We start from the raw sequence: 23551 nt of genomic DNA, 5'->3' as shown, positions 1-23551 counted from the left end.
CGCCTAGGTGTTGACTGCCTCGGTCACCACACGGTCCATCGGAATGTCGTGCGGCTGCGGGTAGATGGTGACGATGCGCTGCAGTTCATAGCCGACGCCGACGACCAGCGGTTTGAAGGGCATCGCGGCAAGCGTGCGATCGAAGAAGCCGCCGCCATAACCCAGGCGAAACTGCCCGGGATCGATGCCGACGATCGGCGAAATGACGATGTCGGGCAACACCGGATCGCCGTCAGCCGGTATCGGGATATTCCAGACGCCCTTCTCCAGCCGGTCTCCGTGAGTATAGGCGCGAAAGACAAGCGGCCGGTCTTTCTCGACGACGACGGGCAACGCCGTGCGCCCGCCCCGCGCGTTAACGGTTTCCATCCATGGGCGCAGGTCCGGCTCGCCGCGAAACGGCCAATAGAGGCTGACCATGCGGCCGGCGATGTCGCCGATCACCGCGTCGAGCCCTTCGGCAATGCGCTGCGACATGGCTGCGCGCGTGTCGGCCGAAACGGCAAGGCGGGATACGATCAACCGCTCGCGCTCGGCCTTGCGCCAGCGCCTTACGTCGGTCCAGTCGGATAGCGGCGCTTGGAACTCCGGATCAAGCTCGTGCATAAAACAAGGCGGCGAGGCGTACTGCGCTGGGTCTTCATCTTCATTCCTAGCCATGCTTCACCTGCAATATACTGTTCCAACCAAGTCGTATCTGGGACGTAAGCTATATCCGGGAATGAGTCTGCAGCATGCGTATTCACGACATCAAGCGACGACTCCCACGCAGTTGCAGCGCAGGCATTGCTGCACTGCACAAGGATACTTACATCACCCTTGGCGAGAGGGATGAGTGAGATGAATACAGCCAACCATCACGTCGTCGTCGTAGGCGCCGGTTTCGGCGGCCTCGAATTCACCCGCGCACTTACCGGCGCGCCGGTGCGCATCACCATGATCGACAGGCGCAATCATCACCTCTTTCAGCCGCTGCTCTACCAGGTGGCGACGACGGCGCTGGCAACCTCCGAAGTCGCCTGGCCGATCCGCCATCTCCTGCGCAAACGCAAGGACGTGACGACGCTGCTTGCCACCGTGACTGGCATCGACCGCACCGGCAAGCGCGTGCTGCTGCAGGATGGCGGAGCGGTCGCCTACGACACGTTGCTGTTGGCCACCGGTGCGCGGCACGCCTATTTCGGCCATGACGAATGGGAGCCGTTCGCGCCGGGCCTGAAGACACTGGAGGACGCCACCACCATTCGACGGCGTATTCTTTTGGCTTTCGAGCAGGCCGAGCGGGAAACCGATCCCGCCCAGCGCCAGGCATTGCTGACGCTGGCGATCGTCGGCGGCGGGCCGACCGGCGTGGAATTGGCCGGCACCATTGCCGAACTGGCGCATGACACGCTGCGCGGCGAGTTCCGCAACATCGACACGCGGCAGACGCGTGTGGTGCTGATTGAGGCCGGCGACCGCGTTCTTGCCAATTTCGCGCCGGAACTCTCCGATTATGCAATGAAGGCGCTCGAACGGCTCGGCGTGACCGTCGAACTCGGCCGGGCGGTTACGCGCTGCGATGCCGAGGGTGTCGTCTTCGGCGACACACATTTGCCGGCCAGGACAATCCTGTGGGCGGCGGGCGTCGCCGCTTCGCCGGCCGCCGAATGGCTCGGCGCGGCAGCGGACCGCGCGGGCAGGGTGCTTGTCGAGCCCGACTTGAGTGTGCCGGGAAACCCGGAGATTTTCGTCATCGGTGACGCAGCGCACGTCCTGCGACCGGATGGCCGGCTGGTGCCGGGCGTCGCGCCCGCCGCCAAGCAGCAGGGACGGCACGTCGCCACGGCGATCAAGGCAAGGCTTGCCGGTGACGCGACACCGCGTCCTTTCAGCTACAGGCATGACGGCGATTTGGCGACGATAGGCAAGCGCGCGGCGGCCATCGATTTCGGCTGGATCAAGCTTACCGGCCGGCTTGCCTGGTGGCTATGGGGCTTGGCGCATATTTACTTCCTGATCGGCTTTCGTAACCGGCTTGCGGTTTCCCTGAGTTGGCTATGGATCTACTTCACCGGTCAGCGCAGCGCGCGGCTGATCACGCAGGGCGACGACGATAAGGGCTGATTGTTCGCTGCCGGACATTCATCGGCGCGTCACCTCCTCTTGATGGAATCGGCTTCTGGACTCGGCTGGATTTCGGCGCGAAGCTTTGCTTCGGGCAGGACTTGTCACGTCGTGGAAGAAAGAGAAAACGAATGTCCCAATTGCGCCACCTCGTCTCACGCCGCGATTTCCTCGCCGGCTTTGCCGCCAGCGGAGCGCTGATCATGCTGCACCCGTTCTCCGCCCGGGCTCAAGCCAATCAGGCGCATCTGAGGATTATGGAGACGACCGACATCCACGTGAATGTGCTGCCTTACGACTACTACGCCGACAAAGCTAACGACACGATGGGGCTGTCGCGAACGGCATCGTTGATTGAAGCCGTGCGCAAGGAAGCAACCAACGCGATGCTGATCGATAATGGCGACCTTCTGCAAGGCAACCCGATGGGCGACTACATCGCCTACGAGAGGGGGATGAAGGATGGCGATCTGCATCCGGTCATGAAGGGCATGAACCTGCTCGGCTACGAATGCTCGACGCTCGGCAACCACGAGTTCAACTATGGCCTGTCGTTCATGGACAAGGTGCTGGCCGGTGCCAATTTCCCGTTTGTCTGCGCGAATTTGATCCGCGGCACGGAGTTCGCCGCGAACCCGCGCGACGACAAGCTTTATCTCAAGCCTTTCGTCATCCTCGACAGGAAGATCAAAGACGGGTCGGGCGCCGAGCAACCGATCAGGATCGGCATCATCGGCTTCGTGCCGCCGCAGATCATGGTCTGGGACCTGAAAAATCTCGAGGGCAGCGTCAAGACGCGCGACATCGTCGAGGCGGCCAAGGCGTGGGTGCCGCAAATGAAGGAAGAAGGCGCCGACATCGTCATTGCGCTCTCCCATTCCGGCATCGACGTGAAGCAAAGCGACATGATGGAGAACGCCTCCTTCTTCGTTGCCGGTGTCGAAGGTATCGATGCGGTGTTCACCGGCCACCAGCATCTGGTCTTCCCCGGCAAGAAGGACTTTCAGTCGCTGGGCGCCGTCGATACGGCGAAAGGCACGTTGCAAGGCAAGCCCGCCGTCATGGCCGGCTTCTGGGGCTCGCACATGGGGCTGATCGATCTGTTGCTGGAGCGCGACGGATCAACGTGGTTTCGACGACCTCTGAGGCCAGGCCGATCTTTGAGCGGGTCGACAAGACGAACAAGCCGACCGTCGCGGACGACCAGCGCATCGTCGACGCGCTCAAACAGGACCACGAGGCGACGCTTGCCTATGTGCGCCGGCCGGTCGGCAAAACCTCGGCGCCGCTCTATTCCTATTTTGCGCTGGTCGCCGACGATCCATCGGTGCAGATCGTCAGCCAGGCGCAGACCTGGTACTTGAAGGACATCCTGAAGAACACAGAGTGGAAGGATATGCCGCTGTTGTCGGCGGCGGCACCGTTCAAGGCGGGCGGGCGCAACGGCGCCGACTATTACACCGACGTGCCGGTGGGCGATATCGCCATCAAGAACGTCGCCGACCTCTACCTCTATCCAAACACGGTGCGCGCCGTCGAAATCACCGGGGCAGAGGTGAAGGAATGGCTGGAAATGTCGGCCGGCATCTTCAACCGGATCGAACCGGGCAAAGCCGACCAGGCGCTCATCAACACTGACTTCCCATCCTATAATTTCGACGTGATCGACGGCGTCACATACAAGATCGATCTGTCGCAGCCACCGAAATATGATTCGAAGGGCGGGCTGGTGAACACCGGCTCGACCCGCATCATTGACTTGATGTTCGACGGCAAACCAATTGGTCCCATGCGGAAATTCGTCGTCGCCACCAACAACTACCGAGCCGGCGGCGGCGGCAATTTCCCGGAGATCAATGCCTCGAAAGTCATCTACGAAGCGCCCGACACCAACCGCGACGTGATCGTGCGCTATATCGTCAGCAAAGGCACCATCAACCCGTCGGCGGACGCCAACTGGTCGTTTGCGCCACTACCGGGAACCAGCGTCGTATTCGAGACCGGCGCCAAGGCGAAGGAGTTTATTGCGCAAGTGAAGTCGCTGAAGATCGAGCCGGCGGGCGAGGGCGAAGCGGGCTTTGCAAAATACCGCATCACGCTTTGAGGCAAGGATTTGAGCGTCGGCTCGAAACTGTCTCAGCGTTAAGATACTGTCCCGATACGGCCAATCCGTTTGAGACAGGGGGCCTCTTCAAGCAGGTGGTGCGAAACGCCGCTTGACGGCGGCATGACCAGATCCAGCGCGTCCGTCGAAATCCCACCGGAATAATCGTGTGGCAGTTGGTCGATCGAGGCGGGAAGCGGTCGTCGAAGCCGAGCGGGGTTATCTTTCCAAGGCGCCCTGCAGCGGTAGCGCCATTCTGGCCAGCAAGCATCGCAGCGGACAGACCAAAGGCCGTTAAAATTCGGGGAGGGTCCCAGCAGGGCCGGAATCACTATGGTTGCAAGCATCCATATACGCTAGTTTTAGCCATGCGTTATGTCATCATCATCACGACCGTCACCTTTTTCCTGATCTGGGACGGCATTTACAACCAAGGCCGCTATCTCGACAGGACCATCAGGGAGGTGACCCGCGTCGTGCACTATGTAACCAGCATGGTGTAGTTTCTCTTCTTCGTCACGGTTCGCGACGCGACATCCTGCCGATTGACGGCACGCTCCCGCTGACACAAAAGAACGCCGGTCCAACGGTCCAGGAGGCTGGGTTGATCCGGCATATCGTTTTCTTCAGCGCGCGGCGTAAAGCGGACGTCGAGGCAGTGCGTACGGGTCTGCTGGCGCTCGGCGAGATACCCCACTCGCGCCATTTCGAGGTGATGCTCAACACCAAGGTCGACCCACTCTCGGATGAAATCGATGTGGTCGTCTATGCCGAGTTCGAGGACGAGGCAGCGCTCGCCGCCTACAAGGCGCATCCGCTCTATGCAGAGACCACCAGCCGGGTAAAACCGCTGCGCGAATTGCGTTATTCGGCCGATATCGTGGCAAGTTGACGACCCGCCGTCTCCTACGCGCTGATGTGGTCTTTCCGCTGAGGCGCCGGCCAAGCCCTTGAACGATTTTAAGGAATGAGGCACACCGCGCGGGACATGACCGAGAACACCTCCGCAAGCCCTCATCCGCTCGATCACCTGGTGTTGCCGACCGCGAGCCTCGATGTTGCGCGGGCGCGCTTGACCTTGCTCGGCTTTACCGTTGCGCCGACGGGTATCCATCCCTTCGGAACGGAAAACTGCTGTGTCTTTCTCACCGACGGCACCTATCTCGAGCCGCTCGCGGTCGCTGACCGGCAGGCCGCGGCGACGGCGATCGCGAACCGCAATGTCTTTGTCGTGCGTGATCGCACGTATCGCGAAGAAAACGGCGATGAAGGATTTTCTGCCGTGGCGCTGGGCACCGAAAGCGCCGCCGCGGACCACGCGCGCTACATGGAAGCCGGTCTGTCGGCGGGAGACGCGCTAAGCTTTTCGCGCGCCTTCACCGATGCGACGGGAAAGAGCGACACCGCATCGTTCAAACTGGCCTTCGCGGCTACAGGCAAGGCAACGGACGCTTTTCTCTTCGCCTGCGAGCGGATCAATGCGCCGAACGTCGACCGCACTGCGTTGCAGGCCCACGCTAATGGCGCAACCGGCATTGTCGAAGTCGTGGCAGTCACTGGCGAACCTTTCGAACAAGGCCGTTTGATTTCGATCGCAGCCGGAATCGAGGCGCAGGGCGGCGGCACTGTCTATGAGCTGCCGAATGCCGTCGTGACCGTTCTGGATCCTGCAGCCTATTCGGCACGCTTCGGCATTCCTGCCGGCGCACCATCTGAACTCCGCTTTGCTGGGATCGTCTTTTCGATTAGGCACGGCGATGCCGTCGCCAAGCTGCTTGCAGCCAATTCCGTCGAACACCACATGCGCGGCGGTGATACCATCGTGCCGCCGGCGCCAGGGCAGGGCGCAGCCTTCATTTTCCGGGAGATCGCATGAACAAGCTCAATCCTCTGATGCCAAATTCTTCCATTGCGATCGGCAAGGTCATTTTCGGCAACAGCGCGCCCCTATCGCTGATCGCCGGTCCATGCCAGCTGGAATCGCGGCAGCACGCTTTCGACATGGCTGGTGCGCTAAAGGAATTGACTGAAAGGCTCGGCATCGGACTCGTCTACAAGACCAGCTACGACAAGGCCAATCGCACCTCGCTCGGCGGCACGCGCGGTGCGGGACTTGAAGCGGCAATGCCGATCTTCGACGACTTGCGCAAGAACTTTTCGCTGCCGATCCTGACCGACGTCCACACTGAGGAACAATGCGCGATCGTCGCTCTGCATGCCGATATCCTGCAGATTCCTGCCTTCCTCAGCCGCCAGACCGATTTGCTGATTGCTGCGGCAAGAACCGGCAAGGTGGTCAATGTGAAGAAGGGGCAATTCCTCGCGCCGTGGGACATGAAGAACGTCGTCGCCAAAATCATCGGCTCCGGCAACGCCAATGTCTTGGTCACCGAGCGCGGCGCATCCTTTGGTTACAACACCCTGGTGTCCGACATGCGGGCGCTGCCGATCATGGCCGAGATCGGCGCGCCGGTGATTTTCGATGCCACCCATTCCGTGCAGCAGCCGGGTGGGCAGGGCGGTTCGTCTGGAGGCGACCGGCGCTTTGTCGAGACGCTGGCGCGCGCGGCCGTCGCGGTTGGCGTCGCCGGCGTCTTCATCGAGACGCACCAGGACCCCGACAACGCGCCTTCCGACGGTCCCAACATGGTGCCGCTAAAGGATCTTCCCGCATTGCTTGAACGGCTGATGGCGTTCGATCGCATTGCCAAAAGCGTGGGTTGAACCAGCAGTTGCGCCACAGCAGCGCGGCCAAGAAAACTTTGAAGAATTTCGAACCCGCCTGGAACCTTAGCCCGCGGCCCTCATTGTCAAAATCTAATGTCAACGACGACGAGGAGCACACCATGACGACCCAGACGGGACACACCGAAGCCATCGCCGCTTCGCGGGTTATCGGCACATCGGTCTACAATACTGAAGGCACCCATATCGGCGACATCGAGGACGTCATGCTCGACAAACTGTCGAACGGAATCATGTTTGCCGTGATCGGTTTTGGCGGATTTCTCGGCATCGGCGAGAAATACCACGCCATTCCGTGGGCGAGCCTTGACTACGATGAGAACAAAGGCGGCTATGTCGTGCCGTTCACCAAAGACCAGCTGATGGCCGCTCCTTCCTATTCGATCAACGAGCTGACCGGCGCCGACGGCGAGGCCGCGCGTGACGCCTCATACAACTACTACAAGGTCGAGCCTTACTGGCACTGACCTTACTGGCACTGACTAAGTCTCCTGGAATCAAAAAGGCCCCCTGGAAATCGGGGGCCTTTCGATGTGGCGGGATGCTACTGCGCAATCTGCAGGGCCGGCAAAGGCGACGATCCCTGCGGGGGTTGCTGATTGTCGCACGACGTCAGGAACGCAGCCGCGATCAGGAACAAACTCACAATACCGCTCAACTGGGACATGGCGAAACTCCTCCTGTTTCGCCCCGCGCGACAACAGCCATAAATCAGAAACCGGCATGCCGCGTATGACAAATGATGACAGCGCTTCGTGCTTCGTGAATCCCGTAGCGCACGGGCAATATTTGCAAGTGCCCCGATTGCGTTTTGCGGCGCTTTGGCTAAGAGGTGCGCGACGCTTCAATCGATCAATCGGGGACATCGCAATGACGGCCATCATCGACATTGTCGGGCGTGAAATCCTGGACAGCCGCGGAAATCCGACCGTCGAGGTCGACGTCGTGCTTGAAGACGGCTCGATGGGTCGCGCCGCGGTGCCGTCCGGCGCCTCGACCGGCGCGCATGAGGCGGTCGAACTGCGCGATGGCGGCCCCCGCTATCTCGGCAAGGGCGTGCTCACGGCGGTCGAGGCGGTGAACGGCGAGCTGTTCGAGGCGATCGGCGGCATGGAGGCAGAGAATCAGATCCATATCGACCAGACCATGATCGAGCTCGATGGTACGCCCAACAAGAGCCGGCTCGGCGCCAATGCCATCCTCGGCGTGTCGCTGGCTGTGGCCAAGGCCGCAGCCGAAGCGGCCGACCTGCCGCTCTATCGTTATGTCGGCGGCACCAAGGCCCATGTGCTGCCGGTGCCTATGATGAACATCATCAATGGCGGCGCGCATGCCGACAACCCGATCGATTTCCAGGAATTCATGATCCTGCCGATCGGCGCGCCGACGCTGCGCGACGGCGTGCGCTGGGGCTCGGAGATCTTTCATACGCTGCGAAAGAAGCTGAAGGACGCCGGCCATAACACCAATGTCGGCGACGAGGGCGGCTTTGCCCCCAACCTGAAGAGCGCGCCGGCCGCGCTCGACTTCATCATGGAATCGATCGAGCAGGCTGGCTTCAAGCCCGGCGAGGAGGTTGCCCTAGGCCTCGACTGCGCGGCGACCGAATTCTTCAAGGATGGCAACTACGTCTATGAAGGCGAGAGGAAAACCCGCGACCCGAAGGCGCAGGCCAGATATCTGGCCAAACTCGCTGCCGACTACCCGATCATCACCATTGAGGACGGCCTGGCCGAGGATGATTGGGACGGTTGGAAAATGCTGACTGATCTCATCGGCAAGCAAACGCAGTTGGTTGGCGACGATCTGTTCGTCACCAACACGGCGCGGCTGCGCGACGGCATCCGCATGGGTGTCGCCAATTCGATCCTGGTCAAGGTCAACCAGATCGGCTCGCTTACCGAAACGCTCGACGCCGTCGAGACCGCGCACAAGGCCGGCTATACCGCGGTGATGTCGCACCGCTCGGGCGAGACCGAGGATTCGACCATCGCCGACCTCGCCGTTGCCACCAATTGCGGGCAGATCAAGACGGGCTCGCTGTCGCGCTCGGATCGCATGGCCAAGTACAACCAGCTCATCCGCATTGAGGAGGAGCTCGGCAAGCAGGCGCGATATGCCGGCAAGTCGATCGTGAAAATCTGATTTCGAGAGAAAAACCGTGGCGACGAGGGCGGGGACATTCCCGCCCTTTTTTGCTTCCAGGCTCTGAATCCAACAGGCTGTAACCGTCCATTAAGCACAATCGGGCGACAAAGGCGGCGTAGAGGATTCGGACCATGTGGACACGCCAGCACAAGCAAAGAAACACCGGCCGGCTGATCATCCCCTCGCTCTGCGTGGTGTTCCTGACTTATTTCGGTTTCCATGCCTATCATGGCGAGTTCGGCATCTATTCCAAGTATCAGCTCGAAGCTGAGACTGCCGAATTGCAGGGCAGGCTCGATGCCGTCAGGGCGCGCCGGATCGATCTCGAGCGCCGCGTTCAGCTGATGCATGAGGGCACGCTGGAGAAGGACATGCTGGACGAGCAGGCGCGCAAGGCGCTTAATCTGTCCCACGCCGACGAGATCACCATCATGCTGCCGGTCGCAAGATAACCTGATCTCAGTTAATCAGCGATATTTGCAACGATTTTAATTGCTTAGATGCATGACAGCCATGCGTTTTCGGCATGGCGAAAGCCTTCCCTGCATGTTAGCCTGTCTCAAATCGGTGGGAGAACTGATCTCCCTCGCTGTCCGCCAAGAGACGCCAACAGGGAGTGATGCATGGCCACCGCCACCAGAAAAGCGCCTGCCAAATCCAAATCAGACGGCAAGATGCCGGGCCTTTCCACCCCGAAGCCTGTTGAATTCACCAAAGACCAGGAGCTTGCCGCCTACCGGCACATGCTGCTCATCCGCCGCTTCGAGGAAAAGGCCGGCCAGCTTTACGGCATGGGCTTCATCGGCGGTTTCTGCCACCTCTACATCGGCCAGGAAGCGGTCGTTACCGGCATGAAGATGGCGCTGATCGACGGCGACCAGATGATCACCGCCTATCGCGACCATGGTCATATGCTGGCCATGGAGTTGTCACCGCGCGGCGTCATGGCCGAACTGACCGGGCGCCGTAGCGGCCTGTCGAGAGGCAAGGGCGGCTCCATGCACATGTTCTCCAAGGAGAAGCATTTTTACGGCGGCCACGGCATCGTCGGCGCGCAAGTGTCGCTCGGCACCGGCATTGCCTTCGCCAACCGCTATCGCGGCAACAACAATGTGACGCTGACCTATTTCGGCGATGGCGCGGCGAACCAGGGCCAGGTCTACGAAAGCTTCAACATGGCCTCGCTGTGGAAGCTTCCGGTGATCTACATTATCGAGAACAACCGCTACGCCATGGGCACCTCGGTCTCGCGCTCGTCGGCCGAGACGGATTTCTCGCACCGCGGCGCGTCCTTCAAGATTCCAGGCATCCAGGTCGACGGCATGGATGTGCGCGCTGTAAAGGCAGCCGGCGACCTCGCCGCCGAATGGTGCCGCGCCGGCAACGGGCCGCTCATTCTCGAAATGCAGACCTATCGTTACCGCGGCCATTCGATGTCGGATCCGGCAAAATACCGCTCCAAGGAAGAAGTGCAGAAAATGCGCTCCGAACGTGACCCGATCGAGCAGGTCAAAGCGCGGCTGCTCGACAAGAAATGGGCAAGCGAGGACGAGCTCAAGGCCATCGACAAGGAAGTCCGCGACGTTGTCGCCGACGCCGCAGAATTTGCCCAGAACGACGCGGAGCCGGATCTGTCCGAGCTCTGGACCGACATCGTACTTTAACGAGAGGGCAAGGACATGCCGATCGAAATTCTCATGCCCGCCCTCTCGCCGACCATGGAAGAGGGTAACGTTTCCAAGTGGTTGAAGAAAGAGGGCGACAAGGTTGCGGCCGGTGACGCCATTGCCGAGATCGAGACCGACAAGGCAACGATGGAAGTCGAAGCCGTGGACGACGGCACGCTTGCCAAGATCGTGGTTCCTGCCGGCACCGAGGGTGTCAAGGTCAACACACTGATCGCTGTGCTGGCCGTCGATGGCGAAGACATCGACGAGGCAGGCGAAGGTATCGGCGAGGAGGCTATTGAGTCGCAAGCGGAAGCGCCCGCGGCGGCTCCGCCGCCCGCGGCTGCTCCGGCCAAGAACGAAGCGGCAGCACCTGTTGCCGCCTCGCCCAAGCTGGAAATTGCCGCCGATCCGGACATCCCGGCCGGCACCGAAATGGTCTCGACCACAGTGCGTGAAGCCTTGCGCGACGCAATGGCGGAGGAAATGCGCCGCGACGGCGACGTCTTCGTCATGGGCGAGGAAGTCGCCGAGTACCAGGGCGCCTACAAGATCACACAGGGCCTGTTGCAGGAATTCGGTCCGAGACGCGTGGTCGACACGCCGATCACCGAGCACGGCTTTGCCGGCGTTGGTGTTGGCGCGGCGATGGCCGGCCTGAAGCCGATCGTCGAATTCATGACCTTCAACTTCGCCATGCAGGCGATCGACCAGATCATCAATTCAGCCGCCAAGACGCTCTACATGTCCGGCGGCCAGATGGGCGCCCCGATCGTCTTTCGCGGTCCGAACGGCGCTGCTGCCCGCGTCGCCGCGCAGCATTCGCAGTGCTATGCCGCCTGGTACAGCCATATTCCTGGATTGAAGGTGGTGATGCCTTATACCGCCGCCGACGCCAAGGGTCTGCTCAAGGCGGCGATCCGCGATCCGAACCCGGTCATCTTCCTCGAAAACGAAATCCTTTACGGCCACTCCTTCGACGTGCCGAAGATGGACGATTTCGTGTTGCCGATCGGCAAGGCGCGCATTCACAAATCCGGCAAGGACGTGACCATCGTCTCGTTCGGCATCGGCATGACCTACGCGCTCAAGGCGGAGGCGGAGTTGCGCGGCATGGGCATCGATGCCGAGATCATCGACTTGCGCACCATCCGCCCGCTCGACTTCGACACGATCATCGCCTCGGTCAAAAAGACCAATCGCCTCGTGGTGGTCGAGGAAGGCTTTCCGCAGAACTCGGTCGGCGACCATATCGCCAATCAGGTCTCGCAGCGCGCCTTCGATTTCCTCGATGCACCGGTCATTACAATTGCCGGCAAGGACGTGCCGATGCCCTATGCGGCGAACCTCGAAAAGCTGGCGCTGCCCAATGTCGGCGAGGTCGTCGAGGCGGTCAAAGCCGTCACGTATCGCTGAGCAGGGCGGGAGGACAAAATGCCGATCAACATCACCATGCCGGCGCTGTCGCCCACAATGGAAGAGGGCAATCTTTCCAAGTGGCTGGTCAAGGAAGGCGATAAAGTTTCGCCCGGCGACGTGATTGCCGAGATCGAGACCGACAAGGCGACGATGGAAGTCGAAGCCGTCGACGAGGGCACGGTCGCCAAGCTGGTGGTTCCGGCCGGCACAGAAGGCGTCAAGGTCAATGCGCTGATCGCGGTGCTGGCTGCCGAGGGCGAGGATGCTGCTTCTGCCGCCAAAAGCGGTGATGGCGCTGCGCCGGCCAAGGCTGAGGCTCCGAAAGCGGAAGCCCCCAAAGCTGAAACATCAAAGCCCGAAGCGTCGAAGCAGGAGCCTGCCGCACCTGCGCCTAAGGCGGAAGCGGTGCCGGTCGCCAACGGCCACGCAAGCGGTGAGCGCATCTTCGCCTCGCCGCTGGCCCGGCGCATTGCCAGGGAAGCCGGCGTCGATGTCGCGGCGCTGACAGGCTCCGGCCCCCGCGGCCGCGTAGTAAAGGCCGATGTCGATGCCGCAATTTCCAGTGGCGGCGCCAAGGCGGCACCAGCAGCAAAAGCGGCGCCCGCCGGCGCTCCGGCACCTGCGGCCGCAGCACCCAAGGCGATGTCGGACGAGCAGGTGCTCAAACTGTTTGCCGAAGGCTCCTACGAGCTGATCCCGCACGACAATATGCGCAAGACCATTGCGAGGCGGCTGGTCGAAGCCAAGACCACCATCCCGCATTTCTATCTGACGCTCGACTGCGAGCTCGACGCACTTCTGGCCCTGCGCACGCAGATCAATGCGGCCGCGCCGGTGAAGAAGACCGAGAAGGGCGAAACGCCGGCCTACAAGCTGTCGGTCAACGACATGGTCATCAAGGCTCTTGCCATGGCGCTGATGGCGGTTCCGGATGCCAATGCGTCATGGACAGAAAACGCCATGATCAAGCACAAGCACGCCGATGTCGGCGTTGCCGTATCGATCCCCGGCGGCCTGATCACCCCGATCATCCGGCGTGCTGACGAAAAGACGATGTCCGTCATCTCCAACGAGATGAAGGATCTTGCCGGCCGCGCCCGCAGCCGCAAGCTGAAGCCGGAAGAATATCAGGGTGGCACCACGGCGGTGTCCAATCTCGGCATGTTCGGCATCAAGGATTTTTCTGCCGTCATCAACCCGCCGCATGCGACGATCCTGGCGGTCGGCGCCGGCGAGCAACGCGCGGTGGTCAAGAACGGCGAGATCAAGATCGCCACGATCATGTCGGTGACGTTGTCGACCGATCACCGCGCCGTCGACGGTGCGCTCGGCGCCGAGCTGCTCGTCGCCTTCAAACGCATGGTCGAAAACCCGATGGGCATGCTGGTTTAAGAGAAGGGAACAGGGCGGTGCGGAAATTCTTCACCAGCCTTTTTGCCTTCTTTCTTTCCGGTTTGGCGGGCGGATTGGTGGCGCAGTGGCTCGCCGTCGCCACCAAGGCCGACGTGGAGTACATCCTTGTACTCATGATCTCGGCTCTCGTCACCATCTTCGCGACGCTCGCATTCTTCATCGCACAATTCATGTCGGACCCACGACGGGCAACAAAACTGACCGCGATCATAGGGGTAGCGTTTTTTGTGCTCGTTGGAGTTGCCCTGATCGGCTGGACTTTCTCCCAGCCCCCAGGCAGGAGCCAGTGGTCGGGCGATCTTCCCATAGTCGCCGGTCTCGTTCTGCCGGGCATCGCTACAGTGCTGGTCCAGTGGCTTTTCGTGCGCTGGCGATTGGCGCGCTCGCAACCAGGTTTCGGCGGGGCAGGCACATGAAGACGGTCCTCTGCTACGGCGATTCGCTGACCTGGGGCTATGACGCGGCAAACCTCGGCCGTCATCCGCCGGCGGATCGCTGGCCGAGCGTGCTGCAGGCAGCATTGGGCAGCGGCGTCGAGGTCATCGCCGAAGGCCTGAATGGCCGAACCACCGCCTTCGACGATCACTTGGCCGGGGCGGACCGCAATGGCGCAAGGCTGTTGCCAACAATCCTGACGACGCACGCACCGATCGACTTGATCGTCATCATGCTCGGAGCCAACGATATGAAGCCGTGGATTCACGGTAATCCGGTCGCGGCCAAACAAGGCATGCAACGCCTGATCGACATCGTGTGCGGTCACGATTACCCGTTCGATTGGCCGGCGCCGCAGATCCTGATCGTCGCGCCGCCCGTAGTCAGCCGCACGGAAAACGCCGAGTTCAAGGAAATGTTCGCCGGCGGCGATGACGCGTCAAAGCGGCTGGCGCCGCAATATTCCGCCCTTGCCGACGAGGCCGGCTGCGGCTTCTTCGATGCCGGCACGGTGGCCAAAACCACGCCGCTCGACGGCGTCCACCTGGACGCGGAAAACACGCGGAACGTCGGGCAAGCGCTGGCGCCGCTCGTGCGCCTCATGTTGGAATTGTGAAGGAGAAAGCCGTGGCTGAGAACTACGACGTCATCATCATCGGCTCCGGCCCCGGCGGCTATGTCACTGCAGTGCGTTCGGCCCAGCTTGGCTTCAAGACGGCTATCGTCGAGCGCGAGCACTTGGGCGGCATCTGCCTCAACTGGGGCTGCATTCCGACCAAAGCGCTGCTGCGCTCCGCCGAGATCATGCACTATTCGGATCATCTGAAGGACTACGGCCTGAAGATCGATGGCAAGGTCGGCGTCGACACAGCCGCCGTCGTCGATCGCTCGCGAAAGGTCTCGCTGCGGCTCAACGGCGGCGTCGGCTTCCTGATGAAGAAGAACAAGGTCGACGTCATCTGGGGCGAAGCCAAGCTGACGAAACCCGGCGAGATCGTCGTGTCGAAATCGTCGAAGAAGCCGATGGAGCCGCAGCCGCCGGCGCCCAAGGGCGTCAAGGGCGAGGGCACCTATAGCGCCAAGCACATCATCCTGGCGACCGGCGCCAGGCCGCGCGCGCTGCCCGGCATCGAGCCTGACGGCAAGTTGATCTGGACCTATTTCGAGGCGATGGTGCCGAAAGAGATGCCGAAATCGCTGCTGGTGATGGGCTCGGGCGCCATCGGCATCGAGTTCGCCTCGTTCTACCGCACCATGGGCGCCGAGGTGACGGTGGTCGAACTGCTGCCGGCTGTGATGCCGGTCGAGGACGCCGAGGTCTCGAAATTCGCGCAGAAGCAGTTCGAGAAGCAGGGCATGAAGATCATCCTAGAAGCCAAGGTGACCAAGGTCGAGAAGGGCACTAACTCGGTCACCGCGCATGTCGAGATGAAGGACGGCAAGGTCGAGAAGATCACCGCCGATCGCATGATCTCGGCCGTCGGCGTACAAGGCAATATCGAGAACCTCGGCCTCGAGACGCTCGGCGTGAAGACGGACCGCGGTTGCGTCGTCGTCGACGGCTACGGCAAGACCAATGTGCCGGGCGTTTACGCCATCGGCGACGTTGCCGGACCGCCGATGCTCGCCCACAAGGCCGAGCATGAGGGCGTGGTCTGTGTGGAAAAGATCGCCAATTTCCCCGGCGTGCATGCCATCGACAAGCTGAAGATCCCGGGCTGCACCTATTGCAATCCGCAAGTCGCCTCGGTCGGACTGACGGAAGCCAAAGCGAAAGCCGACGGAAAGGACATCCGCGTCGGCCGCTTTCAGTTCGCGGCAAACGGCAAGGCGATTGCGCTCGGCGAGGACCAAGGCTTCGTCAAGACCATTTTCGACAAGAAGACCGGCCAGTTGCTGGGTGCCCATATGGTCGGCGCAGAAGTAACCGAACTGATCCAGGGCTTCGTCGTGGCGATGAATCTGGAGACCACCGAGGAAGAGCTGATGCACACGATCTTCCCGCACCCGACGCTGTCGGAGATGATGAAGGAGAGTGTACTCGACGCCTATGGCCGCGCACTGAATGCATGATAAATTAGTTGGGCGAGTCTCACACGGAAGACACAAAGGAACTCGACGGCAGAGCAATTCGTTTCGCAGGCATCATCCATCATACAAGGAGAGGGCATATGGAAATGAACGGCGTGGGCTGGGTTGCAGCCATCATCATCGGCGGCCTGGCGGGATGGCTCGCCGAAATGTTCATGAAGAGCAACACCGGCATCCTCATGAACATCGTTCTCGGCATTGTCGGCGCAATCGTGTTGAACGCCATCCTGCAGGCCCTGAACATCGGCATCTTCGGCGTCGGCTGGATCGCCTATCTGATCACCGGCTTCATCGGTGCCTGCATTCTGATTGCGGTCGGACGACTGGTGCGCCGCTAACCTCTGTCGGCACTTGCTATGCGAAAAAGGCCACCGCGGCATGCGTGATCGCGGCCTTTTTCTTTTCGCCGAAAAGTCCTAGATGACGTGGGTAGAGCGAGCGCTGGACAAGCGCTTGCCAATGAGCCGGGTTTCACATGGTCACCGTCCTCGACACGATTGCCAATGCGCCGCGCCTGCGGCATCCCGAAAAGGCGCACAAGCCGGATCAGGACGTACTGCGCAAGCCTGACTGGATCCGCGTCAAGGCGCCGATGTCGAAAGGCTATGCCGAGACGCGCGAAATCGTGAAGTCTCACAAACTGGTGACGGTTTGCGAAGAGGCGGGCTGCCCCAATATCGGCGAGTGCTGGGAGAAGAAGCACGCCACCTTCATGATCATGGGCGAGATCTGCACGCGGGCCTGCGCCTTTTGCAATGTCGCCACCGGCATCCCGACCGCACTCGATCCCGACGAGCCGGCGCGTGTCGCGCATGCGGTCAAGCAAATGGGCTTGAGCCATGTCGTCATCACTTCCGTCGATCGCGACGATCTCGCCGACGGCGGGGCCCAGCATTTTGCCGATGTCATCCGTGCGATCAGGGCAGCGACCCCATCGACTACGATCGAAATCCTGACGCCCGACTTCCTGCGCAAGGACGGTGCGCTGGAGATCGTCGTGGCGGCCAAGCCGGACGTTTTCAACCATAATCTCGAGACCGTTCCGTCGAACTATCTGACTGTTCGGCCGGGTGCGCGCTATTTCCACTCGATCAGGCTCTTGCAGCGGGTCAAGGAACTCGACCCCTCGATCTTCACCAAGTCCGGCATCATGGTCGGCCTTGGCGAGGAGCGGAACGAAATCCTGCAGCTGATGGACGATTTGCGTTCGGCCAATGTCGACTTCATGACCATCGGCCAATATCTGCAGCCGTCGAAGAAGCACCATCCGGTGATCCGCTTCGTCACGCCGGAGGAATTCAAGTCCTTTGAGACGATCGGCAGGACCAAGGGCTTCCTGCTGGTGGCGTCGAGCCCGCTGACGCGCTCGTCGCACCATGCCGGGGACGACTTTGCCAGGTTGCGCGCGGCGCGCGAAGCGTTTCTCAAAAAGTCCGCCTAACCCACTGGTTTCATGCCACAATTCGAAGCCCATAGCCGCGTTGCGCATACGCCGGAACAGATGTTCGCTCTGGTTGCCGATATCGAATCCTATCCGCAATTCCTGCCGCTTTGCGAGGCACTTACGGTTCGCTCGCGCAAGGAACGCAACGGACGCACCTTGCTCATCGCCGACATGAGCATCGGCTACAAGGCGATCCGCGAGACTTTCACCACGCAGGTTCTGCTGAAGCCTGACGAGAACGCCATCGACGTCAAATATATCGACGGCCCGTTCAAATATCTCAGCAATGTCTGGCGCTTCGACCCGGCGGACGGCGGCGGTTGCAACGTCTGTTTCTTTATCGACTACGAGTTCAAGAGCCGCATTCTGGGTGCGCTCATGGGAACCATGTTCGACCGCGCCTTCCGCATGTTCTCCGAGGCGTTCGAGAAACGTGCCGAAATCATCTACGGCGCGCCATCGGCAGCCTGATCCGCGGCGAGCGCGCGTAGACCCAGTTCAAGCGCATGTCGGACCGTCTCCCGGCGGATGAAATCACGGCCCTTGTCGGCGAACAGCTGGCATTCGCTGACTACCGGCCGGCCAGCCACGGCAACGCCGAACCAGACCAGGCCGACAGGTTTTTCCGCAGAGCCGCCGTCCGGACCGGCGATGCCAGTCACCGCCAGGGCGAGCCCGGCCGGCGAATGCGCCAAGGCTCCGGCCGCCATCTCCACCGCAGTCTCGCGCGAGACCGCGCCGTGCGCCTCGAGTGTAGCGGCCGAGACGCCGAGCATCTCGGTCTTGGCCTGGTTGGAATAGGTGATGAAGCCGCGATCGACCACCGCGGAAGAGCCGGCGATGTCGGTCAGCGCGGCGATGATCATGCCGCCGGTGCAGCTCTCCGCCGTCGCCAGCATGATGCCGCGCTGCTGGCAGGCCTGAAGCAGGGCATCTGCGAGATCGCTATTGCTCACTCGGGGACATCCCCTGGAAACACAACGCTGGCGGTCGCGATGGCCGCTATGCCTTCCTCACGGCCGACGAAGCCGAGCTTCTCATTGGTTGTCGCCTTGATCGAGATGCGATCGCGCGAAATTCGCAGCATTGCCGAAAGCGCTTCGGTCATTGCCTCGCGATGTGGGCCGACGCGCGGCGCCTCGCAGATCAGGGTGATGTCGGCGTTGGCGATGCGCCCGCCGCGCGCGCGCACCAGCTTCACCGCGTGTTCAACGAAGATGCGTGAAGCGGCCCCTTTCCACTGCGGGTCGGAGGGCGGGAAATGCGTGCCGATGTCACCGGCGCCGCAGGTGGCCAGCAGGGCGTCGGTCAAGGCATGGAGACCGACATCGGCATCCGAATGGCCGGATAACTTCCTGTCGTGTGGAATGGCGACGCCGCACAGGGTGACATGGTCGCCGGGCTCGAAGGCATGCACGTCATAGCCATTGCCGGTTCGGATGTCGGGAAAACGTGGGGCGCTGGAAAGTCGCTGATCCGCCATTGCAATATCCCGTGCCCAGGTCAGTTTGACATTGTCCGGCGAGCCGGGAACGATCTTCACCGGAATATGCGCCCATTCGGCGATTGCCGCATCGTCGGTGAAATCCGCTTTGCCCAGATGATGAGCCTTTTCGTGCGCAGCCAGGATCGGCCAGAACGGAAAGCCTTGCGGTGTCTGTGCGGCATGAAGCCCGGCCCTGGACACGGTTTCGCCTATCATGCCTTCGGCCGTTTCGCGCTTCAGCGTATCGGCAACGGGCAAGGCAGGCAGTGCTCCCTGGCGCTCGCCAATGGCGGCGATCGTGCGGTCTATCAGTTCCGCGTCGACAAACGGCCGAGCCGCATCATGGATCAGCACCCGGCTCGGCGCATGGCTTCTCAACGCCAGCAGTCCAAGCCGGACGGACTCCTGCCGTGACGTACCGCCGATCACCGCGACGACACGGTCGGCGTTCGCGCCGGCGGCGCGGCGGAAAAGCGCGTCGTCTTCGGCATGTATAGCAACGACGACAGCTCCAATTTTCGGATGCGTCAGAAAGGCGTCGAGCGTGCGTGCGATAACGGCGCCGCCGCCAATCTGCTGGTACTGCTTCGGTCCATTGGCCTGTCCGGCGCGCGCGCCGCGGCCGGCGGCAACGATGACCACCGCGACCTTGTCGTCCGCAGCTTGCTTTTCGCTTACATCTCTCATGCCGAGACGCTTAGCGCATGATCCCGAAAAGTGGTATCGCTTTCGGAAGACCCAGGATTGATGCTGTCCGGCGATCCTTTTTTCCCAAATGCGCCTTAATGTCACGACATTGCGCGTTGCACATTGCCGTCGTTCTGGCTAGAGAATGTGCAGCAACCCAAGGTGCTTGGTTTTTGTGCATGCCTGATGTGACCAAATTGGCTTCGCCGCTGGATGTGGGTGGCGTGAGAATCCGCAACCGCGTGTTTCTCGCGCCGATGTCGGGCATCACCGACGAGCCGTTCCGGCAGCGCGCCTATGTCCATGGCGCCGGGCTGGTCGTGTCGGAAATGGTGGCGAGCGGTGAGCTTGCAAAGGGCAGGGCTGGCTCGGGCCTGCGCATCCGTCATTCCGGGCTGCCTGTCCACATGGTCCAGCTTGCCGGCCGCGAGGCGATGCACATGGCCGAGGGCGCGCGAATCGCGGTCGGCGAAGGCGCCGACATCGTCGACATCAACATGGGCTGTCCGGCCAAAAAGGTGACGGGCGGCTATGCCGGTTCGGCACTGATGCGAGACCTCGACCACGCGCTGTCGCTGATCGAAGCGGTAGTCGGCGCGGTCGACGTGCCGGTCACGGTCAAAATGCGGCTCGGCTGGGACGAAGGCGCGCTCAACGCGCCGATGCTGGCGCGACGCGCCGAGCAGGCCGGGGTGATGATGGTGACGGTGCACGGCCGCACACGGTGCCAGTTCTATCAGGGCACGGCCGACTGGCGTGCCATCGCACGCGTCAAGCAGGCCGTCTCGATCCCGGTCGTTGCCAATGGCGATGTCGGCTCGCCGGCAGAGGCTGCGTCGATCCTTGACCAGTCCGGCGCCGACGCGGTGATGGTCGGCCGTGCGCACTATGGCGCGCCGTGGACCGCCGGCAGCATTGTAGCGGCCGCGCTGGCCGAGCCGGTATCCGGCATGCCGGAAAGCCCGCAAGCGCTGTCCGATTACGTCATTGCCCATTACGAAGACATGCTGACGTTCTATGGCGTGGAAAGCGGATTGCGCCAGGCGCGCAAGCATCTCGGCTGGTATCTCGACCGCCACGCCGCCACAAGCGATGACCGGCGCAAGGCCATACTCACGTCTTTCGAGCCTGGGCGTGTCATTGCGTTGCTGCGCGACATGTTTTCAACCGCTCCCGAAGCGGCGAACCTGCGGAGTGCGGCATGAACGCCACCGTCACACAGAGCACGGATATGGCGGACGCCGCGCATATTGTGCTCAACACCATTCGCCGGCCGGTGATCATGGTCGATCCGCAAGGTTTCATCACCTTCGCCAATGCCGATGCCGAGGATTTTTTCCGGTCGAGCGCCACGATGCTCGCCCGCAACACGCTGCACAAGCTCATTCCTTTCGGCAGTCCGCTGCTGACGCTTGTCGACCAGGTGCGCGAGCGCCGGGCGCCGGTCAACGAATACCGGGTGGACGTGTCGTCGCCGCGGCTCGGCATCGAGAAGGTGGTCGATCTCTACGTCGCGCCTGTGACGGAATTTCCAGGCTCCGTCGTGGTAATGTTCCAGGAACGCTCAATGGCCGACAAGATCGACCGGCAGATGACGCATCGCGGTGCGGCGCGCTCGGTCACCGGCCTTGCCGCGATGCTTGCCCATGAGATCAAGAACCCGCTGTCCGGCATTCGTGGTGCCGCGCAGCTGCTTGAACTGTCGGCGTCCGACGAGGATCGCGCACTGACCAGGCTGATCACCGACGAGACCGACCGCATTGTCTCGCTGGTCGACCGCATGGAGGTGTTTTCGGACGAGCGGCCGATCGACCGCTACCCTGTCAACATCCATGTCGTGCTCGACCATGTCAAAGCAATCGCCAAGAACGGTTTTGCCAAGAGGATCAAGATATTAGAGGATTATGATCCATCATTGCCTCCGGTCTTTGCCAATCGCGACCAGCTCATCCAAGTATTCCTCAATCTGGTAAAAAATGCCGCCGAGGCGATCGGCAGCGATCCGCAGGGCGAGATCATGCTGTCGACCGCCTTCCGCCCGGGCATCCGTGTTTCCGTGCCCGGAACGCAGGACCGCGTGTCGCTGCCATTGGAATTCTGCGTGCGCGACAACGGTTCGGGTGTCTCCGAGGATATCCTGCCGATCCTGTTCGATCCCTTCATCACCACCAAGCCGAACGGCTCCGGTCTCGGTCTGGCGCTGGTCGCAAAGATCGTCGGCGAGCATGGCGGCATCATTGAATGCGAATCGACGCCGCGCGGGACCACCTTCCGCATCCTGATGCCGGCGTGGAAAGAAACTCAGTTTGGCACCGACGACGACGGTGAAGGAGACCGCAAATGACCGTTCGCGGCAATATTCTCGTCGCCGACGACGATGCGGCCATCCGCACTGTCCTCAACCAGGCGCTTTCGCGCGTCGGCCACGACGTGCGCGTCACCTCCAATGCCTCGACGCTGTGGCGCTGGGTGGCGGCGGGCGAGGGCGATCTGGTCATCACCGACGTTGTCATGCCCGACGAGAACGCCTTCGACATGCTGCCGCGCATCAAGAAGGCGCGACCGGAACTGCCGGTCATCGTCATGAGTGCGCAGAACACGTTCATGACTGCGATCCGGGCCTCCGAAACCGGAGCCTATGAATATCTGCCGAAACCGTTCGACCTGACGGAGCTGCTCAACATCGTCAACCGCGCGCTTTCCGAGCCGCGGCGGCCCAAGATCGATACGCGTGCCGACGAGCCGCCTGAAACGATGCCGCTGGTCGGCCGCTCGGCGGCCATGCAGGACATCTACCGCATGCTGGCGCGCATGATGCAGACCGACCTGACGGTGATGATCTCGGGCGAATCGGGTACCGGCAAGGAACTGGTGGCGCGCGCGCTGCATGAATATGGCCGTCGTCGTGGTGGCCCCTTCGTCGCCATCAACATGGCGGCGATCCCACGCGACCTGATCGAATCGGAACTATTCGGGCACGAGAAGGGCGCCTTTACCGGCGCACAGAACCGCTCCACTGGCCGTTTCGAGCAGGCCGAAGGCGGCACGCTGTTCCTCGACGAGATCGGCGACATGCCGATGGAAGCGCAGACGCGGCTGCTGCGTGTGCTGCAGCAGGGCGAATACACCACGGTCGGCGGCCGCACGCCGATCAAGACCGACGTGCGCATCGTCGCTGCCACCAACAAGGACCTGCGCACGCTGATCAATCAGGGGCTTTTCCGCGAGGACCTGTTCTACCGCTTGAACGTTGTGCCGCTCAGGCTGCCGGCGCTGCGCGAGCGATCGGAGGACATTCCGGACCTCGTCCGCCACTTCTTCAAGCTCGGCGCCAGTGAAGGCCTGCAGACCAAGCGCATTTCCACCGGCGGCATCGAGCTGATGAAGCGCTACCCATGGCCGGGCAACGTGCGCGAACTCGAAAACCTCATCCGCAGGCTGGCCGCACTGTATTCGCAGGACGAGATTTCCGCCGAGATCATCGAGGCGGAGTTGAAGACCGGTGAAAGGCCTGTCGTTCCAGGTGGCGGCAACCTCATTCCCGACGACCTTTCCATCGGCCAGGCGGTGGAGCATTTCCTGCAGCGCTATTTTGCCTCGTTTGCCGGCGACTTGCCGCCGGCCGGGCTCTATCAGCGAATCCTCTCCGAGGTCGAATACCCGCTGGTCCTCGCCTCGATGACCGCAACGCGCGGTAACCAGATCAAGGCTGCGGAATTGCTGGGGCTCAACCGCAACACGCTGCGCAAAAAGATTCGCGAACTCGGCGTCAACGTCTACAAATCGTCCAGGCAGGTCTAGACGAA

Annotated in this window: 24 protein-coding genes and 1 pseudogene; 21 read left to right on the top strand and 4 right to left on the bottom strand. The window is 61.7% G+C overall.

The window, feature by feature from the left end:
- Positions 1-3: 3 nt before the first annotated feature.
- Positions 4-660: a 5-formyltetrahydrofolate cyclo-ligase gene (locus NKI24_RS29510; protein ID WP_352705493.1), complete on the bottom strand. Its 657-nt coding sequence runs from the start codon at positions 658-660 to the stop codon at positions 4-6.
- A 180-nt stretch (positions 661-840) separates the two neighbouring features.
- Between NKI24_RS29510 and NKI24_RS29505 the strand changes: the two genes are divergently transcribed.
- From NKI24_RS29505 to NKI24_RS29475, 7 genes and pseudogenes are all read left to right on the top strand, one after another.
- Complete coding sequence (locus NKI24_RS29505) at positions 841-2106, top strand: NAD(P)/FAD-dependent oxidoreductase (protein ID WP_352750111.1); 1266 nt, start codon at positions 841-843, stop codon at positions 2104-2106.
- 131 nt (positions 2107-2237) lie between these two features.
- Positions 2238-4210, top strand: a pseudogene (locus NKI24_RS29500) (bifunctional 2',3'-cyclic-nucleotide 2'-phosphodiesterase/3'-nucleotidase).
- A 368-nt stretch (positions 4211-4578) separates the two neighbouring features.
- Complete coding sequence (locus tag NKI24_RS29495; protein ID WP_023675095.1) at positions 4579-4713, top strand: hypothetical protein; 135 nt, start codon at positions 4579-4581, stop codon at positions 4711-4713.
- Positions 4714-4814: 101 nt separating this feature from the next.
- A complete protein-coding gene (locus NKI24_RS29490) occupies positions 4815-5102 on the top strand; it encodes a Dabb family protein (protein WP_023675094.1) in 288 nt (95 codons plus the stop codon).
- A 96-nt stretch (positions 5103-5198) separates the two neighbouring features.
- Positions 5199-6086, top strand: a complete 888-nt coding sequence (locus NKI24_RS29485) for a VOC family protein (RefSeq protein ID WP_352747266.1) — start codon at positions 5199-5201, stop codon at positions 6084-6086.
- Positions 6083-6934: a 3-deoxy-8-phosphooctulonate synthase gene (kdsA, locus tag NKI24_RS29480; protein ID WP_352448946.1), complete on the top strand. Its 852-nt coding sequence runs from the start codon at positions 6083-6085 to the stop codon at positions 6932-6934. The genes NKI24_RS29485 and kdsA overlap by 4 nt, the downstream gene beginning before the upstream one ends.
- 122 nt (positions 6935-7056) lie before the next feature.
- Entirely contained in the window at positions 7057-7422 is a 366-nt protein-coding gene (locus tag NKI24_RS29475; protein WP_023675091.1) for a PRC-barrel domain-containing protein, read from the top strand.
- Positions 7423-7499: 77 nt separating this feature from the next.
- On the opposite strand, the gene NKI24_RS29470 is transcribed toward NKI24_RS29475, so the two are convergent.
- Positions 7500-7622, bottom strand: a complete 123-nt coding sequence (locus NKI24_RS29470; RefSeq protein WP_084642452.1) for a hypothetical protein — start codon at positions 7620-7622, stop codon at positions 7500-7502.
- Positions 7623-7825: 203 nt separating this feature from the next.
- Between NKI24_RS29470 and eno the strand changes: the two genes are divergently transcribed.
- The 11 genes from eno (at position 7826) to NKI24_RS29415 (ending at position 18043) form a co-directional block, all read left to right on the top strand.
- Positions 7826-9100, top strand: a complete 1275-nt coding sequence (gene eno, locus NKI24_RS29465; protein WP_352747263.1) for a phosphopyruvate hydratase — start codon at positions 7826-7828, stop codon at positions 9098-9100.
- 134 nt (positions 9101-9234) lie between these two features.
- Positions 9235-9555 (top strand): FtsB family cell division protein, encoded by a 321-nt coding sequence (locus tag NKI24_RS29460; protein ID WP_023675088.1) that lies wholly within the window; start codon positions 9235-9237, stop codon positions 9553-9555.
- A gap of 222 nt (positions 9556-9777) precedes the next feature.
- Positions 9778-10767 carry a pyruvate dehydrogenase (acetyl-transferring) E1 component subunit alpha gene (gene pdhA / locus NKI24_RS29455; protein WP_352448968.1) on the top strand — a complete coding sequence of 330 codons (990 nt, stop codon included), beginning with the start codon at positions 9778-9780 and terminating at the stop codon, positions 10765-10767.
- Between the two features lie 15 nt (positions 10768-10782).
- Positions 10783-12186, top strand: coding sequence for a pyruvate dehydrogenase complex E1 component subunit beta (locus NKI24_RS29450; RefSeq protein WP_352448944.1), 1404 nt, complete (start codon positions 10783-10785; stop codon positions 12184-12186).
- A gap of 18 nt (positions 12187-12204) precedes the next feature.
- Positions 12205-13581 carry a pyruvate dehydrogenase complex dihydrolipoamide acetyltransferase gene (locus NKI24_RS29445; RefSeq protein ID WP_352448943.1) on the top strand — a complete coding sequence of 459 codons (1377 nt, stop codon included), beginning with the start codon at positions 12205-12207 and terminating at the stop codon, positions 13579-13581.
- Between the two features lie 17 nt (positions 13582-13598).
- Complete coding sequence (locus tag NKI24_RS29440) at positions 13599-14018, top strand: hypothetical protein (protein ID WP_352750110.1); 420 nt, start codon at positions 13599-13601, stop codon at positions 14016-14018.
- Positions 14015-14653 carry an SGNH/GDSL hydrolase family protein gene (locus NKI24_RS29435; RefSeq protein ID WP_352750109.1) on the top strand — a complete coding sequence of 213 codons (639 nt, stop codon included), beginning with the start codon at positions 14015-14017 and terminating at the stop codon, positions 14651-14653. The genes NKI24_RS29440 and NKI24_RS29435 overlap by 4 nt, the downstream gene beginning before the upstream one ends.
- Positions 14654-14664: 11 nt before the next feature.
- Complete coding sequence (gene lpdA, locus NKI24_RS29430; protein WP_352507415.1) at positions 14665-16110, top strand: dihydrolipoyl dehydrogenase; 1446 nt, start codon at positions 14665-14667, stop codon at positions 16108-16110.
- A 98-nt stretch (positions 16111-16208) separates the two neighbouring features.
- On the top strand, positions 16209-16466 hold the full coding sequence (locus tag NKI24_RS29425) for a GlsB/YeaQ/YmgE family stress response membrane protein (protein WP_352448939.1): 258 nt from the start codon (positions 16209-16211) through the stop codon (positions 16464-16466).
- Between the two features lie 137 nt (positions 16467-16603).
- Entirely contained in the window at positions 16604-17569 is a 966-nt protein-coding gene (gene lipA / locus NKI24_RS29420) for a lipoyl synthase (protein WP_352448938.1), read from the top strand.
- Positions 17570-17581: 12 nt separating this feature from the next.
- Positions 17582-18043, top strand: a complete 462-nt coding sequence (locus NKI24_RS29415) for a type II toxin-antitoxin system RatA family toxin (protein ID WP_023675079.1) — start codon at positions 17582-17584, stop codon at positions 18041-18043.
- Here the strand turns inward: NKI24_RS29415 and NKI24_RS29410 are convergent.
- Together NKI24_RS29410 and NKI24_RS29405 are read right to left on the bottom strand one after the other, a co-directional pair.
- Complete coding sequence (locus tag NKI24_RS29410; protein WP_352507412.1) at positions 18019-18528, bottom strand: CinA family protein; 510 nt, start codon at positions 18526-18528, stop codon at positions 18019-18021. The two genes, NKI24_RS29415 and NKI24_RS29410, sit on opposite strands and share 25 nt — an antisense overlap.
- On the bottom strand, positions 18525-19745 hold the full coding sequence (locus NKI24_RS29405) for a bifunctional 2-C-methyl-D-erythritol 4-phosphate cytidylyltransferase/2-C-methyl-D-erythritol 2,4-cyclodiphosphate synthase (protein WP_352750108.1): 1221 nt from the start codon (positions 19743-19745) through the stop codon (positions 18525-18527). Before NKI24_RS29405 ends, NKI24_RS29410 begins: the two co-directional genes overlap by 4 nt.
- 179 nt (positions 19746-19924) lie before the next feature.
- Here NKI24_RS29405 and dusB point away from each other — a divergent pair, with 179 nt between their 5' ends.
- From dusB to ntrC, 3 genes are read left to right on the top strand one after another with little or no spacing between them, the layout of a single operon-like run.
- A complete protein-coding gene (gene dusB, locus NKI24_RS29400; RefSeq protein WP_352448935.1) occupies positions 19925-20950 on the top strand; it encodes a tRNA dihydrouridine synthase DusB in 1026 nt (341 codons plus the stop codon).
- The gene (locus NKI24_RS29395; RefSeq protein ID WP_023675075.1) at positions 20947-22089 is read left to right on the top strand and encodes a two-component system sensor histidine kinase NtrB; all 1143 of its coding nucleotides are present in this window, start codon (positions 20947-20949) and stop codon (positions 22087-22089) included. Before dusB ends, NKI24_RS29395 begins: the two co-directional genes overlap by 4 nt.
- A complete protein-coding gene (gene ntrC, locus NKI24_RS29390; RefSeq protein WP_023675074.1) occupies positions 22086-23546 on the top strand; it encodes a nitrogen regulation protein NR(I) in 1461 nt (486 codons plus the stop codon). The genes NKI24_RS29395 and ntrC overlap by 4 nt, the downstream gene beginning before the upstream one ends.
- Positions 23547-23551: the final 5 nt, after the last annotated feature.

The sequence above is a fragment of the Mesorhizobium sp. M0701 genome (assembly GCF_040320365.1).
Taxonomy (GTDB): Bacteria; Pseudomonadota; Alphaproteobacteria; order Rhizobiales; family Rhizobiaceae; genus Mesorhizobium.
This window is presented reverse-complemented; position numbering and strand designations above follow the sequence as displayed.